The sequence below is a fragment of the Acinetobacter sp. OYA S30 genome, assembly GCF_033599315.1.
Lineage (GTDB): Bacteria > Pseudomonadota > Gammaproteobacteria > Pseudomonadales > Moraxellaceae > Acinetobacter > Acinetobacter baumannii.
The window spans coordinates 138,596-154,900 of sequence record NZ_JAWVAV010000003.1 but is presented as its reverse complement, the minus strand read 5'-3'; the positions used below and the strand labels follow the sequence as shown (position 1 = coordinate 154,900).

19 protein-coding genes are annotated in these 16,305 nt (G+C 36.9%); 8 read left to right on the top strand and 11 right to left on the bottom strand.

Annotated elements, in window-relative coordinates:
• The first annotated feature begins 164 nt into the window (after nucleotides 1–164).
• Nucleotides 165–887 (top strand): glutamine amidotransferase, encoded by a 723-nt coding sequence (locus R5R67_RS02900; protein ID WP_001098474.1) that lies wholly within the window; start codon nucleotides 165–167, stop codon nucleotides 885–887.
• Nucleotides 888–1,370: 483 nt separating this feature from the next.
• Here the strand turns inward: R5R67_RS02900 and R5R67_RS02895 are convergent, their stop codons facing one another.
• Nucleotides 1,371–3,098 (bottom strand): glutamine--tRNA ligase/YqeY domain fusion protein, encoded by a 1,728-nt coding sequence (locus R5R67_RS02895; RefSeq protein WP_000803946.1) that lies wholly within the window; start codon nucleotides 3,096–3,098, stop codon nucleotides 1,371–1,373.
• 168 nt (nucleotides 3,099–3,266) lie between these two features.
• On the opposite strand from R5R67_RS02895, the gene R5R67_RS02890 reads away from it, so the two are divergent.
• Nucleotides 3,267–3,776 carry a peptidylprolyl isomerase gene (locus R5R67_RS02890; RefSeq protein WP_000009660.1) on the top strand — a complete coding sequence of 170 codons (510 nt, stop codon included), beginning with the start codon at nucleotides 3,267–3,269 and terminating at the stop codon, nucleotides 3,774–3,776.
• Between the two features lie 15 nt (nucleotides 3,777–3,791).
• Nucleotides 3,792–4,511, top strand: a complete 720-nt coding sequence (locus tag R5R67_RS02885) for a UDP-2,3-diacylglucosamine diphosphatase (protein WP_000221668.1) — start codon at nucleotides 3,792–3,794, stop codon at nucleotides 4,509–4,511.
• 7 nt (nucleotides 4,512–4,518) lie between these two features.
• On the opposite strand, the gene R5R67_RS02880 is transcribed toward R5R67_RS02885, so the two are convergent.
• The gene (locus tag R5R67_RS02880; protein ID WP_000462398.1) at nucleotides 4,519–4,749 is read right to left on the bottom strand and encodes a hypothetical protein; all 231 of its coding nucleotides are present in this window, start codon (nucleotides 4,747–4,749) and stop codon (nucleotides 4,519–4,521) included.
• Nucleotides 4,750–4,888: 139 nt separating this feature from the next.
• Between R5R67_RS02880 and nfsB the strand changes: the two genes are divergently transcribed.
• On the top strand, nucleotides 4,889–5,542 hold the full coding sequence (gene nfsB / locus R5R67_RS02875) for an oxygen-insensitive NAD(P)H nitroreductase (protein WP_000365036.1): 654 nt from the start codon (nucleotides 4,889–4,891) through the stop codon (nucleotides 5,540–5,542).
• Nucleotides 5,543–5,580: 38 nt separating this feature from the next.
• Here the strand turns inward: nfsB and R5R67_RS02870 are convergent, their stop codons facing one another.
• The 5 genes from R5R67_RS02870 to tsaE form a co-directional block, all read right to left on the bottom strand.
• Nucleotides 5,581–6,438, bottom strand: a complete 858-nt coding sequence (locus R5R67_RS02870) for a DMT family transporter (RefSeq protein ID WP_002040630.1) — start codon at nucleotides 6,436–6,438, stop codon at nucleotides 5,581–5,583.
• A gap of 131 nt (nucleotides 6,439–6,569) precedes the next feature.
• Nucleotides 6,570–7,076: an RNA chaperone Hfq gene (gene hfq, locus R5R67_RS02865; protein WP_000033651.1), complete on the bottom strand. Its 507-nt coding sequence runs from the start codon at nucleotides 7,074–7,076 to the stop codon at nucleotides 6,570–6,572.
• A 93-nt stretch (nucleotides 7,077–7,169) separates the two neighbouring features.
• Entirely contained in the window at nucleotides 7,170–8,114 is a 945-nt protein-coding gene (gene miaA / locus R5R67_RS02860; protein WP_009519488.1) for a tRNA (adenosine(37)-N6)-dimethylallyltransferase MiaA, read from the bottom strand.
• A gap of 6 nt (nucleotides 8,115–8,120) precedes the next feature.
• Complete coding sequence (mutL, locus tag R5R67_RS02855; RefSeq protein ID WP_000129009.1) at nucleotides 8,121–10,073, bottom strand: DNA mismatch repair endonuclease MutL; 1,953 nt, start codon at nucleotides 10,071–10,073, stop codon at nucleotides 8,121–8,123.
• A complete protein-coding gene (tsaE, locus tag R5R67_RS02850) occupies nucleotides 10,066–10,539 on the bottom strand; it encodes a tRNA (adenosine(37)-N6)-threonylcarbamoyltransferase complex ATPase subunit type 1 TsaE (RefSeq protein ID WP_031944287.1) in 474 nt (157 codons plus the stop codon). Before tsaE ends, mutL begins: the two co-directional genes overlap by 8 nt.
• A gap of 119 nt (nucleotides 10,540–10,658) precedes the next feature.
• On the opposite strand from tsaE, the gene R5R67_RS02845 reads away from it, so the two are divergent.
• The 3 genes from R5R67_RS02845 (at nucleotide 10,659) to R5R67_RS02835 (ending at nucleotide 12,528) form a co-directional block, all read left to right on the top strand.
• Nucleotides 10,659–11,567, top strand: coding sequence for a pseudouridine synthase (locus R5R67_RS02845; RefSeq protein WP_000097953.1), 909 nt, complete (start codon nucleotides 10,659–10,661; stop codon nucleotides 11,565–11,567).
• A gap of 111 nt (nucleotides 11,568–11,678) precedes the next feature.
• Entirely contained in the window at nucleotides 11,679–11,987 is a 309-nt protein-coding gene (locus R5R67_RS02840; protein WP_001232531.1) for a type II toxin-antitoxin system RelB/DinJ family antitoxin, read from the top strand.
• A 97-nt stretch (nucleotides 11,988–12,084) separates the two neighbouring features.
• Nucleotides 12,085–12,528 carry a GNAT family N-acetyltransferase gene (locus tag R5R67_RS02835; RefSeq protein ID WP_000637089.1) on the top strand — a complete coding sequence of 148 codons (444 nt, stop codon included), beginning with the start codon at nucleotides 12,085–12,087 and terminating at the stop codon, nucleotides 12,526–12,528.
• Here the strand turns inward: R5R67_RS02835 and R5R67_RS02830 are convergent.
• Both R5R67_RS02830 and R5R67_RS02825 read right to left on the bottom strand, forming a co-directional pair.
• Nucleotides 12,521–13,225, bottom strand: a complete 705-nt coding sequence (locus R5R67_RS02830; RefSeq protein ID WP_000923645.1) for a pseudouridine synthase — start codon at nucleotides 13,223–13,225, stop codon at nucleotides 12,521–12,523. The genes R5R67_RS02835 and R5R67_RS02830 overlap by 8 nt on opposite strands.
• A 100-nt stretch (nucleotides 13,226–13,325) precedes the next feature.
• On the bottom strand, nucleotides 13,326–13,544 hold the full coding sequence (locus tag R5R67_RS02825) for a hypothetical protein (protein WP_000351255.1): 219 nt from the start codon (nucleotides 13,542–13,544) through the stop codon (nucleotides 13,326–13,328).
• A 253-nt stretch (nucleotides 13,545–13,797) separates the two neighbouring features.
• Here R5R67_RS02825 and R5R67_RS02820 point away from each other — a divergent pair, with 253 nt between their 5' ends.
• Nucleotides 13,798–14,250: a DUF441 domain-containing protein gene (locus tag R5R67_RS02820; RefSeq protein ID WP_000880860.1), complete on the top strand. Its 453-nt coding sequence runs from the start codon at nucleotides 13,798–13,800 to the stop codon at nucleotides 14,248–14,250.
• Between the two features lie 50 nt (nucleotides 14,251–14,300).
• Here R5R67_RS02820 and R5R67_RS02815 read toward each other — a convergent pair whose 3' ends face one another.
• On the bottom strand, nucleotides 14,301–15,221 hold the full coding sequence (locus R5R67_RS02815) for a LysR family transcriptional regulator (protein WP_000890088.1): 921 nt from the start codon (nucleotides 15,219–15,221) through the stop codon (nucleotides 14,301–14,303).
• A gap of 226 nt (nucleotides 15,222–15,447) precedes the next feature.
• Nucleotides 15,448–16,242, bottom strand: a complete 795-nt coding sequence (locus tag R5R67_RS02810) for a DUF4198 domain-containing protein (RefSeq protein ID WP_001080974.1) — start codon at nucleotides 16,240–16,242, stop codon at nucleotides 15,448–15,450.
• Between the last annotated feature and the right edge of the window lie 63 nt (nucleotides 16,243–16,305).

Here is a 16,305-nt window from a genome sequence, read left to right as displayed (position 1 = left end):
ATAGCAGGTTACGCGTAGATATTTCTTCCCTACAAAATATTTATGCGTAACAAGATTATCTTAACGAAAAATAGCAATTTTCAGGTATTGACGATTTGTATGGATATTTTCTTCTTTATATTTATCGCTATACTCCACCTATTGATCTTCTCTAAATCATTTGTATGAACACAACAAACGCCTTCCCTAAAACTATTTATGCCATTCAGCATCTTGCTTTCGAAGACCTAGGTTCATTAGAAGATGTTTTTTATCAACTTGGGTTTCGTGTCCGCTATTTTGAAGCAGGTGTGGATGATTTAACCCCTGCTTTTACACATGACGGTTTAACTATTATTTTAGGCGGCCCAATCGGAGTTTATGAAACCGAAGATTATCCGTTTTTAAAAGATGAAATCGCTTTACTTAAACAACGCTTGGCAGCAGATAAACCTACACTTGGTATTTGCCTAGGCGCACAGCTTATTGCTCATGCACTTGGGGCCAAAGTATATGCAGGCCATCAAAAAGAAATTGGCTGGGGAACCTTAAGCTTAAGTTTACGTCCTAATCAGGTATTATCACCTTTGCTTAATAATGTGCATGTTTTACACTGGCATGGCGACACTTTTGACTTGCCTGAAAACGCAGTGTTATTAGCTAGTTCAGAGATTTATACTAATCAGGCATTTGAAGTTGGAAATAATATTCTTGCCTTGCAGTTTCATATTGAAACAACAGAAGAAAATTTTGAGAAATGGTTAATTGGCCATACATGTGAACTTCGTAATGCCAAAATTTCAATTCCGAAACTACGAGAAGAAAACTTGCAATATGCTCAAGCACTTGAACATGCTGCATTTGAAGTTATTCAAAAGTTTCTAAAACGAATCGGATATAGTGGTTAAATTAGAAATTTTCTAATATCTACAAAGGTTAGAGTTTACCATTTGGTATTAATTGTTTATTTTTCAAGCAAAGGAAAGTTTATATTCTATCTTTGGAAACATTTCTTAAAATTTTCAGTGTATTATTAATTTGTAACATAAAATATACGCTGAATTACTATGGATATCTGGAAATTTATTAAAAGCTTTAATACGGTCAATACTTATTTATTGCTTTCATGCGTTCTCCTCATCATCTTAGTTCTTTATTTTTATGTGATTAACCCGGCCTAAGCTACTTTGCCAAGGACGTTAATCATAAAGAAAAAGAAAATATGAGAAGACACCTGAATAAAAAGCCCAACTTTACAGTTGGGCTTTTTATATTTTCTGTTTACTCACCACATGATATTCGTCTTGAGAAAAAGTAAGAGATAATCAATCTCAACTATCTACTCACAACATGTTGTTCGTCTTGCGAAAAAGTAAGAGATAATCAATCTCTTACTTTTTCTCAGGCTTGAAGCTGTCTTTTAAGTCAAGAACACGGTTAAACACAGGCTTCTCAGGAGTATGATCGTATTGATCAGCAACGAAATAACCTTCGCGTTCAAACTGGAAGCGATCTTCTGGCTTCGCTTGAGCTAAAGCAGGTTCGATCACAGCTTGAACCACTTTCAAGGAATCTGGATTTAAGTTTGCTAAGAAATCATCACCAGTTTCAGGGTCAGCTTCTGTAAACAACCGATCATAAATACGTACTTCAGCAGGAATACCTTTAGTTGCAGATACCCAGTGAATTACGCCTTTTACTTTGCGGCCTTCAGGATTTTTACCTAAAGTCTCCGGATCGATTGAACACTTCAGCTCAACGACTTCACCGTTTGCATCTTTAATGACTTCATCACACTTAATCACATATGCATGGCGTAAACGAACTTCACCATCAGGAATTAAACGTTTAAAGCCTTTTGGCGGTACTTCTTCGAAATCTTTACGGTCAATATAGATTTCTTTAGTCAATGGAATAACGCGCTCACCCATATCGACATTAGGATGACGAGCATGGGTAAGGTCTAAATCTTCCGGTAAGTTCGTAAGTGTTACTTTTAATGGATTTAACACTGCCATACCGCGCGCTGCCGTATTCTCTAAAGATTGACGAATACAGAACTCAAGCATTGCGACATCCACACTACCGTCAGTTTTAGACACACCTACACGTTTACAGAAATCACGTAGGCCTTCTGGTGTGAAACCACGGCGACGCATACCGACAACCGTTGGCATACGAGGATCATCCCATCCATTCACATAACCGCCTTCAACCAATTTACGTAATTTACGTTTAGACGTAATGGTGTAATCTACGTTTAAACGAGAAGATTCGTACTGATGCGGCACAGCTTTAGACTTAACTTTTTCAACAATCCAGTCATAAAACGGACGGTGGTCTTGGAACTCTAATGTACAAAGTGAATGTGTGATTCCTTCGATCGCATCAGACAATGGATGAGCATAGTCATACATTGGGTAGATTTTCCACTTATCGCCTGTTTGGTGATGCTCTGAATGTAAAACACGATACAAAATTGGGTCACGCATATGTACATTCGGGCTTGCCATATCAATTTTGGCACGTAAAACAGCTTCACCTTCTTTAAGTTCACCATTGCGCATTTTTTCAAAACGAGCAAGGTTTTCTTCAACAGAAGCATCACGATATGGCGAATTTTTACCTGGCTCAACAAAGCTACCACGATTTAATTTGATTTCTTCTGGAGACTGCAAATCAACATATGCATCGCCTTGTTCAATCAACTGAATTGCCCAAGCATAAAGCTGATCAAAATAACCGGAAGCATAACGTGGTTCGCCATTCCAGCTAAATCCAAGCCACTTCACATCATTGGCGATCCCATCAACATACTCTTGTTCTTCCGCATCCGGGTTGGTATCGTCAAAACGTAAATTACAAAGACCATTAAACTCTTCAGCAACGCCAAAGTTGAGGCAAATTGCTTTTACGTGACCAATATGTAAATAACCATTTGGTTCTGGCGGGAAACGCGTTACGATTTGTTTGGCACGTCCGGCAGCTAAATCATCGGTAATGACTTGGCGAACAAAATCTAATCCAGCCTGTTGTTCTTGCTGCGCAGAATCGACAGAGGCATGAGTATTCGGTGTCGGGTTGTTTGGCAGGTTCGAGACAACATCATTAGGCTTCATAGTGTATCAATCACTTCTTTGTAGATAAAATTTCGAAAAAATAAACGCTATCTTCATTTTTCACAAAGATTTTAACGTTTTTTACTTGCCTTGTAGTTTACAGTTTGCTTATGCTTCTCTCAACCAAAAACCCATGGTCAATTTGCCCATGTTTAGGAGATTAATGTAATGAGTTTTCCTCAAGTCGAATTAAACACCAACAAAGGTCGTATTGTTCTTGAGCTTAACACTGAAAAAGCACCGAAAACGGCTGCTAATTTTCTAGAATACGTACGTGACGGTTTCTATGATGGCGTGATTTTCCACCGCGTTATTGACGGTTTCATGATCCAAGGTGGTGGCTTTGACGAAAACTTCAAAGAAAAAGCAACTCGTGATGCGATTGAAAATGAAGCTGACAACGGTTTAAGCAACGATGTAGGTACCATTGCAATGGCACGTACTCAAGCTCCACACTCTGCTTCTGCACAATTCTTCATCAACGTAAAAAACAACTCTTTCCTAAACCATACTTCAAAAACTGCACAAGGTTGGGGTTATGCTGTATTCGGTAAAGTTGTTGAAGGTATGGACGTTGTAGAAGCAATCAAAGGCGTACGTACAGGTAACCGTGGTTATCACGCTGACGTTCCTTTAGAAAACGTTGTTATCGAATCTGCTAAAATTATTTCTGAATAATTTTAGGATAAAGCTGTGACTTATCTGTTTATTTCAGATTTACACTTGTCACCTGAACACCCTCGACTCGTTCGAGGGTTTTTAGATTTGTTGGTACATTATCAAAATAAACAAACACAGCTTTATATTTTAGGTGATTGGTTTAATGCTTGGATTGGTGATGACTATTCAGCGCCTTGGCTCGATGAAATTGTCGAGGCTTTAAAAGTATTTAACCAAAAAGGCAATCGCGTTTATTTCCAAGTGGGTAACCGAGACTTTGCTTTAAATCAGGTTTTCCTAGATAAGTTTAATGGTGTATTACTTCCTGATATTTATTATCTCAACATTGCAGGTCACCAATACCGTTTGGAACATGGCGATGCGTTATGTACTGATGATATTTCCTATCAAAGATTTAAAAAAATTATCCGAAATCCCTTCCTAATTGCTTTTTTACGCCGCACCCCCTTGAGTTTCCGTACAAAACTGGTCAATGGTTTTCGCAAAAGAAGTCATTCAGACAAACAGCAAAAAAGTTATGAAATTATGGATGTAAATGAACAAGCTGTTCTCTCTGCCCTCACAGATGTAGATATACTTATTCATGGACACACTCACCGTCCAGCAATTCATCAATTACAACATAAACAGCGGATTGTTCTTGGCGATTGGCGTGAAGATCATGCACAAATTTTAGAAATTGATCCATCTTTAAATACGCAACAGCTCGAATTGACTGTCTGGAATTATTAGCTAGAAATTAATCACTTTTTATTTGAACTTTCAATTCTTTAATTTTTTTATTTAAATCAAAATCCCAAATCATACATAGACAGGTAATAAATACAAATTTCCAGTTTATATGTGCATACTTTTGATATTCGATATATAAAATTAAAAGACACAATACAAATGCAAAAATTAGAAAGGCTTTAATAATTCTAATTTCTCGCAGCTTACTTTTTCGATTTATTGGTATTAATTCAAACATTTTCAATAAATTAGTAAAAAATTTATATAAGTATTATATTTCTTTATCACATTAAAATGCAGATGTTTTTCTCTAAAATCGCGTATGATGCCAAAGATTAGAACCCTTCCATTGTAATAAGATTGATATGGAGTAAAGTATGGATTTATTAAATACGGTTAAAAGTCGCTACACCACCAAAGCGTATGATCCTGAGAAAAAAATTCCTCAAGAAAAATTCAATAAGTTATTAGAAATTTTACGCTTTACCCCTTCTTCAGTGAATATTCAACCTTGGCATTTCTTGGTTGCAGACAATCCTACTGCTAAAGAACGCATTGCCAAAGCCTTAACAGGACGATATGCCTACAATGCACCCAAGGTTCTTGAGTCATCACATACCCTTGTATTTTGTACAAGAACAGATATTTCACCCGAATATTTAAATCAGTTACTTGAACAAGATGATTTAAGTGGCCGTTTTAAAGATGAGAAAGCCAAACTTGGTCAAAAGGATACTCGTCATGGCTATGTTGAGTTTTACCGCAATGAGCAAAAGAATTTATTCGGCTGGATGGAAAATCAAACTTTTATCGCTTTAGGACAACTACTATTTGCAGCTGGTCTTGAAGGCATAGATGCAACCCCAATGGGTGGCTTTGACGAAAATGTTTTAAATGAAGAATTTGGCTTAAAAGAAAAAGGCCTGCGTAGCTCTGTAATTGTTTCACTGGGTTATAGAAGCGAAAATGACTTCAATGCGAAATTGCCAAAATCTCGTCTGCCGGATGAAGTTATTTTTACACATTTATAAGAATTTAGTGGAGTTCAAAAGAACAGTCTTTTGAACTCCTATTTCATAGCTAAGGCTAAACTCACTAGTCCGCTTATTCCCAAAATCGTTCCTAAAATCGTTGGTAATTTTAATTTTTCTTTATATAAAACTACGCCACAAACTATTCCAAGTAACACGACCAAAATATTCATACTCGCAAAGACAATGGCCGGAGAATCTTTGAGTAAAATATGCGCTTTAACGTATAGGGCAATGTTTGAAAAATTTAGTACGCCTAGCATTAACCCAGCAAAAGTATTTTTAAAATGCCATGCTGAATTTTTTTGAAATATTAAATAAATAATCGATAAAACAAAGGCCGTTATAAAAATTAGATTTAAAGTCAAAGTAAACTGTAGGCCTAAGCTACTCGTATATTTTAACAAGATATCTACAGCGGCATATCCAAACCAAACACTCATCAAAGCAAAAATTGCTTTTTTTGACTGAGATCCGGAAGACTCGTTGAAATGACCTAATAAAATTAAGAGAACAGCAAAAATTCCCAAACCTATCCCTAATAATTTAAGAGAATTAAACTGCTCTTGGAAAAAGAAATAAGCCGCCAATAAAGAAAGTACCACGGACAGCCGCTGAGCAATTTCGGTTTTGACAATACCTGCGTACTCTAAAGATTTAGCAAGGCATAAAAAAATACTCGGTAGAATGACGCCTAAAGCCGCTATTAGCCACCAAGGTGTATGTTGTATAGAAATATGCTGAATATCTGGCTGAAACCACAGATAACATAGCAAGCTGGCACTTGCGTAATTCCATGCAATCATTTGCATGGGTTGATATCCCTTTTTCTTTAAATTTTTAAGTAGTACAGAAACCAGAACACTGCACAATGCTGCAGCAAATATTAATACCATTTGCAAAGAACCTATTAATCTAAATTTTAAGAAACAGAGATGGACCGCAGGTAGCTTTAATATGCTTTTTTATATTTTTAAAGCCATAAAAAAACCAGTCATCACTGACTGGTTTTTTTCAAGCTAATCAATTAACGATTGTTTTCGTCGTCTTGACCATCTTCAAATTTAGAATCGTTATCAAAACCGCCTTGATGTCCGCCGAAGCCGCCTTGACCACCGAAGCCGCCTTGACCACCGAAGCCACCTTGACCACCGAAGCCGCCTTGACCACCGAAGCCACCTTGACCACCGAAGCCACCTTGACCACCGAAGCCACCTTGACCACCGAAGCCAGCACCTTGAGCACCACCAAAGCCAGCGCCTTGACCACCGAAGCCACCTTGACTACCACCCTGAGCTGGGAAACCTGCACCTTGTGCACCTGCTGGACGTGGGTTACGAGCTGGAACAACTGTAGAAATTGCGTGTTTGTAAACCATTTGACTTACAGTATTTTTTAATAAAACAACATATTGGTCAAAAGATTCAATATGACCTTGTAATTTAATACCGTTAACAAGGAAAATAGAAACTGGGATGCGTTCTTTACGGAGAGAATTTAAGAACGGATCTTGTAAAGTTTGACCTTTAGACATTTTTAACTCCAAAAAAAATTTTTAAATCAGCGCAAAAAAACTATCTTTATTTTTCAACTAAAAATTATAAAAAGACAGTGTGCAAATTTTGCTTTATCCATAAGAGTTTCGCAAGTCTTCTTTCGCCTGCTTTATCGTCAAGTAAGTTTTAAAATCGTGTATTTCTTGCAAAGAACGTAACCACGTATATTGACGTTTGGCAAGTTGTCGTGTTGCAAATAAGGCTTTATCCTCCATTTCCTGCTTTTTTTTGAGACTCATATCACTTTTTAATAGAAATTCTAGAGCTTGTCGATAACCAACAGAACGCATAGAGGGTAAATTTTCATCTAAATCGTATTTTTCAATTAGAGACTCGACTTCACTCAAAAAACCGATATCCCACATTTTGCTTAATCTTTGCTCAATGCGTTGATGTAATTCTAACCGATCTGGAAGTAAAGCGTAGTTATGAAATGTGTATCGATATGGTACATTTTTTGGTTGTTCTGCCTGCAATTTGGTAATTGGTTGACCTGTAATACGGTAAACTTCCAACGCCCGAATAATTCTTTGTTTATCAGAAATCTTAAACTTCACTCCAGCCGCCGGATCTACTGCTACCAGCTCATCATAAACAGCTTGCCACCCTTCATTTGCTGCTTTTTCTTCAATTGCTGCGCGAACATTTGCATCTGCACTTGGCAAGTTACTTGATAATCCTTCTAAAAGAGCTTTGAAATACAGCATGGTTCCTCCTACCAAAATAGGAGTTTTACCACGTGAATGCATCTCATCAATTAAAGCACAAGCGTCTTCAACAAACTGAGCAGCCGAATAGACCTCAAGTGGAGTAATAATATCAATTAAATGATGCGGATATAGCTCCTGCTCTTCACGCGTTGGCTTAGCCGTACCAATATCCATATCTTTATATACAAGTGCAGAATCAACTGAAATTAATTCAAAATTTCCACGTTCATAGAGTTCACATGCCAAAGCGGTTTTTCCGCTTGCAGTCGGTCCCATTAAATTGATGACGGGCAATTGGTTTGACATGTAAAACTACTCTCCTCGAGCAAATAATTTATCTAGTTGAGATAATGGAAATGCACGCCAAGTTGGGCGACCATGGTTACATTGGCTCGCAAATTCGGTTTGTTCCATTTGGCGAAGTAAAGCATTCATTTCTGAGAGACTAAGTTGTCGATGAGCACGTACTGCACCATGACACGCCATACCAGCTAACAGTTCATCACGCTTTTGCAATAAACCTTGTGCTTCATCATTTGGATCTAAGTCATTGAGAAGTTCGGGAATAAGATTTTCAAAATCCGCTTTTTGCAAAATAGCCGGCACACCACGCACAATGACTTGCTCATCGCCATATAAATCAATCTCTAACCCTAAGCGTTCAAGCTGAGGTTTTAAATCCTCAACACGAACAGCTTGCATACGACTAATTGAGATCACTTTAGGGATAAGCAACTGTTGAGATGTCCAAAACTCAGGTTTATCCCAAGCATTTTTCATTTGTTGCAGCAAAATACGCTCATGTGCTGCATGCATATCAACAATAATCAGGCCTTCAGTATTTTGCGCCAAAATATAAATTCCATGAAGCTGGGCAATTGCGATACCTAATGGAAATTCATCTACCTTAGCGACAGGCTCAATACTTTCATCAACTGAAAAATTAGCAGGTTGATCACGTAATGGTGCCAAGTAAGTCTTTAATGCATTATTTAACTGCGCAGAACCATTATATTTTGGAGTTTGTTCCGCATAATGAACAGATTGGGGACGACTATTATTAAAATCAGTTAAAAGCTCAGTAGAAGGCTGATAACCATTTGGCTTGTCTACTGCTGTATCAGCGGCTTGCGCTGTACGGTGCAATGTAAATTGTTCTTGGTATTTAGGCTGCGGTTGTACCGAAAGATTTTGAGTATCGTCCACTTTCATGGCTTGTGCTAAATCAGCACTAGCTGTCTGAAATTGTGCTAGCGTTTCTTTAGCATAATGTCTTACAAACTCATGTACTTCACGTTGATTTAGAAAACGAATCTCATGTTTCGTCGGGTGAACGTTAACATCAATATTTTCAGGATCGACTTCTAAGAAAAGTAAATAAGATGAATGCTGATGGCCATGTAAAATACCGTCATATGCCATTCTTAAAGCATGTGAAATGGTTTTATCTTTCACAATTCGGCCATTTACATACACATATTGTAAGTCTGCTTGGGCACGTGCATCTGAAGGATGCCCTAGCCAACCTGACAAACGCATGTTAATACTTTCGGCATCGATCCAGTAAGCATTTTGAACAAACTGTTGACCCAATAATTGCTGTACACGCTGAAATCTTAATTCACCACTATCTGCTATTGGTAAATTAATCCGAATATTATCGTTATGCTCAAGTACAAAACGTATATCAAAATGCGTTAAAGCCAAACGGCGTACAATTTCTTCAATATGCCCAAATTCAGTGGTTGGCTTTTTTAAAAATTTACGGCGAGCAGGTACATTAAAAAACAAGTCCTGAACTCGAATATGGGTGCCTTTTTGTGCAGCAACAGCTTGGACTTGTTGATGATCAAAGGCGGTACCATTCACCTCAACCTGATGACCAATTCCGCTTTCATCTTGGCTACTGGTTAAAGTCAATCGTGAAACTGCTGCAATAGAAGCAAGTGCTTCACCACGGAAACCTAAGCTAACAATGGCATGTAAATCTTCTGCTGTTTTAATTTTACTGGTTGCATGGCGCATCACTGCCAATGGTAAATCATCAGGATGAATCCCATGTCCATTGTCAATAATCTCGATTAATGTTGAGCCGCCTTGTGCAATCCGCACAATTAACTCGGTTGCACCTGCATCAATTGAGTTTTCTAATAATTCTTTTACGACCGATGAAGGACGTTCAATCACCTCACCGGCAGCAATCTGGTTCGCTAACGCGGCGTCTAATGTATGAATACGACGTTGTGTTAGCTTTTCATCAGTCATGAAGCTGTTCCTGCAAAGTCTGGTACAAATGCTCTGTTGGTAAAGTTAAGGTGACGAAACGATTGAGTTCATCATCTGATTTTTGAATATCAATGATGATATCTGCCTCAGGGATTTCGTCTCCACCTTTCGATGGCCACTCAAATAAAAATAGTGCATCCTGAATATCTAGATAATCACGGATTCCCATTAATTCAAGTTCGTACGGATCATTGAGACGATATAAGTCAAAATGAAAAATTTCTTTATTATTGATTTTATATGGTTCAACCAACGTATACGTCGGACTTTTAACCGAGCCTTTATGCCCTAGAGCTTGCAAAAAATAACGGGTCAATGTCGTTTTACCGGCGCCCAAATCTCCAATCAGATAAATCACACCAGCTTGAACATGCTGCGCCAATGCCTGAGCTAAACGCTGGGTATCTTCTTCATGATTTAAGACCATTTTCAATGAATACGACATAACACACATAACATGATTCAAAATAATCGATATGATACCATTGCCCTGCTTTAAAGCCTACTTAAGTGCTTAACGTTGGCTTTTTTTACATCACATTTATCAAATATTGACACACTTTTATGTCTAGCCCGATTGAATTTTTCCCACCTATGATTGATGGCGTAAGCGCAAGCCAAGTCTATCTTCCTCCACAAACGACAGCACAAACCATCTATCAATTTCTTTGCGAAAATTTTCCTCATATAAAAGCAACAGAGTGGCAGCAGCGTTTTCAAGATGGGCTTATTTACGCGGCAAATGGCGAAAAATTAACATTAAACAGCTCTTATATAGCAAACACACATATTTTTTATTACCGATTCCTTGCTAACGAAGTACATGTTCCCTTTGAGCATCAGATTTTATTTGAAAATGATGACTTGCTTGTTGTAGATAAACCCCATTTTTTAACGATTAGCCCAACAGGACAATATGTACAAGAAACATTATTAGTCCGATTAAAAAAGCAAACTGGTAATGAGTTTTTAACCCCGATCCATCGATTAGACCGTGAAACTGCCGGTGTCGTTTTATTTTGCAAACGACCACAGTCACGTGGAATTTACCAACAGTTATTTGCAGATCGTCAAGTCAATAAGATTTACCATGCAATCGCTGCATATAAAGCTGAATTAAAATTTCCTCAGAATTTAAAACTGTATTTAGATAAAGGTACACCCTTTTATACAATGCAGGTAATTGCACATACAAAAACCAATACCGAAACTAAAATTGAGCTGATTGAACATAATCACTCATGGGCTAAATATTGTTTAACGCCAACCACCGGAAAACAGCATCAACTCCGCGTCCATTTAAATCATTTGGGAATTCCGATTAAAAATGATCCGTTTTATCCAATAGTTCAACATAAATCCGATGATGATTTTTCTCAGCCCTTACAGCTTCTAGCTAAGCAAATTTCTTTTATAGACCCGCTAACAAAACAGGAAATGGTTTTCAATTCACAGCTTGAATTGGCACTGTAATCGCATCGTAATGACAAAAAGATTATTTTTTATGCTGAAAGACATTGAAATTACATTCCGATGGTTTAAAATAAATCCCTAAAAATTAAAAATCATTTGGTTTTGTTATTCATGCGAAAAACAGAAGTTTATCAGGTTCGACTTGACTCCCAAGAGAAAAAACAGGCTTTTGCTGTTTTTAAACAATTGGGGATTACCCCTGCCCAAGCAGTACGACTGTTCTTTAAACAAGTCGTCTTAACCAAATCTATTCCTTTTGCGATCGAAAACCAGAATATTAATATGGAACAATTATTAAAACTGAGAAAAGCAAAAGCATCTTCATTAAATCAGAACGCTTCAACTTTAAATGAAGATGATGACCATGAAGATTTATTTGAAGAGTTAAATGCACTATTAGGTGAAAGTGACAAAACTTAACGGTGTTGCATTTTTAAACAACTTTTAACGTCAATTCGCTTCTTTTTTAGTTATGCTCTCTTTGTAAAAATATAAACATAAATACAAGGAGCGCCTAATGATTGTAAGACGAGCGACCTATGAAGATCTAAGCCAACTCGCTGTCCTATTTGATGAATACCGTCAATTTTATGGTGCATCTTCTAATCTCGAAGAATCCCATCATTTTTTAAAACAACGTTTTGAGAATAAAGAGAGCGTATTTTTCATCCATATTAAGGACGAAAAAATTACTGGATTCGTATTGCTTTATTTAGGTTTTTCTTCAGTTGCTTGTTCAACTTACTACATCTTAGATGATGTATATGTTACCCCCCTATTCCGTCGTCAAGGCTCAGCAAAACAGCTCATTGATACAGCGATTTTATTTGCAAAACAAGAAAATGCTTTACGTATTAGCCTAGAGACCCAATCGAATAATCATGAATCTCACCGCCTCTATGAAAAAATGGGATTTATTAGAGACAGTGAGTTTCAGACATTTCATTGTTTTCTTAAATAAGATTTTGAGCGAGTTGTTTTTCCTGCTCCGACAAATATACCCAATTCCCTTCCTCAATTTCAGGTAAAACCAATTGTCCAATTTGATGTCGATGTAATTTCTCGACTTTATTGCCTACGGCGGCAATCATCCTTTTGACTTGATGATAAACACCTTGATGAATAGTCATCGTTAATTGATGAGTTCCTAGTAGTGCTACATCTGTGGCAGCAAATACCCCCTTTTCTTGGTGTAAATTAACACCTTGAGTAAGCATTTCAATTTGCTCAGGGGTTACGGGGTCGTAAGTTGTAACGTGATAAACCTTTGGTACATGTTTACGAGGATGAGTTAAAGCTTGTAGATATTTACCATCATCAGTAAGTAAAAGCAGACCCGTTGTGTCTTGATCCAAGCGTCCAACCGCCTGCACACCACGATGAATCATGGTCTCAGGCAGTAGGCTAAAAACACTTTGATGATGCTGAGGATGATGAGAACACTCAAAACCTTGAGGTTTTCTTAGAGCAATATAAATTTTTTCTCTATATTGATAATTTTGACCAAAAACGGAAAACTCAAAATTTTCTGGGGAGAACTGCTTTTTGAGATCACTCACAACCTCCCCATCAATACTTACTGAACCATTTTTTATTAACTGCTGACAATATTTACGTGAACCAAACCCTTGTGATTGTAAAATTTTTTCCAGCAGCATAAAGCTTTCTCTTTAAAACGAAACCATTATTTTAACGTAATTTTAGTGTTTTATTACCTTCTGCTTTATCATCTTCGCATTTAACTTCATTAACTTTGAATTATTCTTCAATAACACGATAAATTTTTTCGTTTTGTTCACTTTCAAATAGCAATTCTGTAGTGGGTAAGATCACCTCATTATCTACAATAATATGTTCGATACGCTGACTTAGCTTTAAAGGCTCATTTTCATGTTCAACTAAATTCTTCTTTAATTGAGCTTTCGCGTCATGAATTTGATCAAATTGATCTTTGATCTTGATATCTATAATATCCATAAGATTAATCCTGTACTCATGAGTAGTGATTATTTTTATATCACACTCTCTCAAAAGAATACTTTTTAAGTTGTTAATTTATATAACATTGTTTCCAAGCGTAACCACAGATAAAACTCTTTATCATTGAGTCATATACAAGAAAATTTCCACTAAAAAGCCTTTGTTTGATCTTTTTTAACCTTAAAAGCTCTGACATTTTGGCTCTCAATTATTATACAATTCAAATTATTTGCTTTTCTTGCCGCTTCTCATGCTTGCCCAATTTGATGTTAATTTAGTTGTTTTATTAGTTTTACTTATCTGCGGTTTACTAAGTCAAAATGCAGCTGTAACCATCGCAGCAGGTATTTTAATCGTCATAAAAATCACACCATTAAATCAATTTTTTCCTTATATTCAGGCACATGGACTAAACTTAGGCATACTTATTCTAACAATTGGGGTACTCACCCCTATTGCAAGTGGCAAGCTTAGTGGAGAGAGTATTTTAAAATCCTTTATTAGTTTTAAATCTTTGGTCGCTATTGCAATTGGTCTGCTCGTCGCGTGGCTAGGTGGTCGTGGTGTAAAACTTATGTCGAGCCAACCTGATGTTGTGGCAGGCTTACTTATTGGTACGGTTGCAGGTGTAGCGTTACTCCGTGGTGTACCTGTTGGCCCGCTGATTGCAGCAGGTCTATTATCTTTGTTTATAGGTAAATAAAAGGCACCCGAAGGTACCTTTTAATAAATGCTTAGGCTAAATAAGTACTTTTAGCCTGAATAGTAAGAAGTGCGTTTTAAAGAAAACTTTTCTAGCTGCTTTAAGAAACCTTCAAAGTAGCTCTTCTCTTTTTCTTCAGTTCGATAACCTGCATACAATGTACGTCTTAAACCTGCTGGAGAAACACAATCTAAACGGCGGCTAGTCACCCATCCCTTTTGTTCGTATTCATTCACTACCCAATCTGGCAAAGCAGCAATACCTCGGCCACTCGCAACAAGTTGAATAAGCATTTGCGTTAAGTCTGTTGTTCGGATTTGTTTTGGTTGAATATTTGCAGGTATAAACAGTTTCGACATGATATCTAAACGGTGCTTATCAACCGGGTAAGTAATAAGAACCTCTTCTGCGAGATCCTGAACAGTAATATTTTCAGCACGAACCAATCGATGAGTATTTGATAAAACCAAACGCGACTCATATTCAAAAATCGGGAAGTATTCGATTCCTTTTAGTGCGATCGGATCGGCTGTAATAAGTAAATCAAACTCAGCATTTTGTAAAAGTTCATGTGGGTTCGCTTCGAACCCCGAAGCAAAGTCTAAATCGACGTCTGGATATTGCTGACGGTACTGATTGAGTAAAGGCATTAGCCAGTCAAAACAGCTATGACATTCAGATGAAAAAATAATTCTGCCCGTTTGTCCGTGCACAATACGTGTAATATCACTCTGAGTAATCTGAATTTGCGGCAATACATCATCAGCTAACTTAAGTAGGCGTTGTCCTACATTAGAAAAACTAACAGGGCGACTGCGGCGATTAACCACCTCTACCCCATACCAATGGTCTAATTCTTTTAATTGGTGAGAAATAGCCGAGGGCGTTAAGCATAGGTCATTAGCTGCAGCGACCAGTGAACCATGTTCACGTAAAGCAACTAAAGTTTTAAGGTGTCGAATTTCTAACATGGGCACAAGCCTGAATACATAAATTTATCTATAAATTTTCAAGTTATCTCTTGTTTATTACTAAACAGAGTTAACGGAGATAAATCATCACTAATGAATACCATTCATCTTATCACAAAATTAATTAATTTGTCTCAACATAAGTTTTTGTTAATTAGATATGGACTTTACTAACAAATAAAAAATAGACCCAGTCAGATCTATTTTTTTATAAAATGAAATATTCTTACTCGGTCACTTGTAAGCTAACAATCGTATAATTTTGATTTTTAGGCTTTAACCTTAAATCTACTGGAGCTGTGACTTCCATTAAATATTCTCCAGCTTTTGGAAATTTAAGTTCAACTTGTCCTTTATCATCAGCTTTAAAAAGTAGTACTTGTTTATCAGTTGCACCTTTCTCTCTTAAATTAATTTCAGCATAAGGTAGGTTCTTGCCTTTTTCACTTATGGTTAGCTGAACTGCTTGAGTAACTTTAAGCTGGTTAGGATGAACAGAAAAATTAACTTTAACTGGTGTATTTGGAAGTTGAATATCTGAAACTTTACCTTTTGAAAGATAACTTTGTAACACCCATTCTCTTGTTACTTCCTCTGTTTTAATTTTTTTAGTTTTAAGATCAGCAGGAATTAGATAGTCACGCTCTTTTCTTGGCGGAGCTTTATCTGCTGGTAAATCAAAAAATAAATGCCACTCCTTTTGATCATATACATATTTTAAAGGGTAAGTCGCCTGAGTTTGCAGAATATATGTACCGTCTTCCGGTAAAGCAACATCGAAAACAGTTACAGATTTATGTAGGGCTTCAGCATTAATAACTTTAGGATCTTGTTTAGGGGTAATGACGGTAAGCTTGGCATCTTTTAAAGCGTATTCACTATTTAGTGCTTCTTCAGCATAACCAGCTACTACCGGTACTTGTGTCTGCTCAGTTTTATACGCTAATGGCGCAACATAAGGTTCATGAGCAAGGCTGTAACTACATACAAAAATAAGTGATGTTACTAATAATCTATTCATTCTTTCTCGATCCTAATTAGGAAAATTTAAATTTTTACAGACAAATCATAAGCAAATGTATTA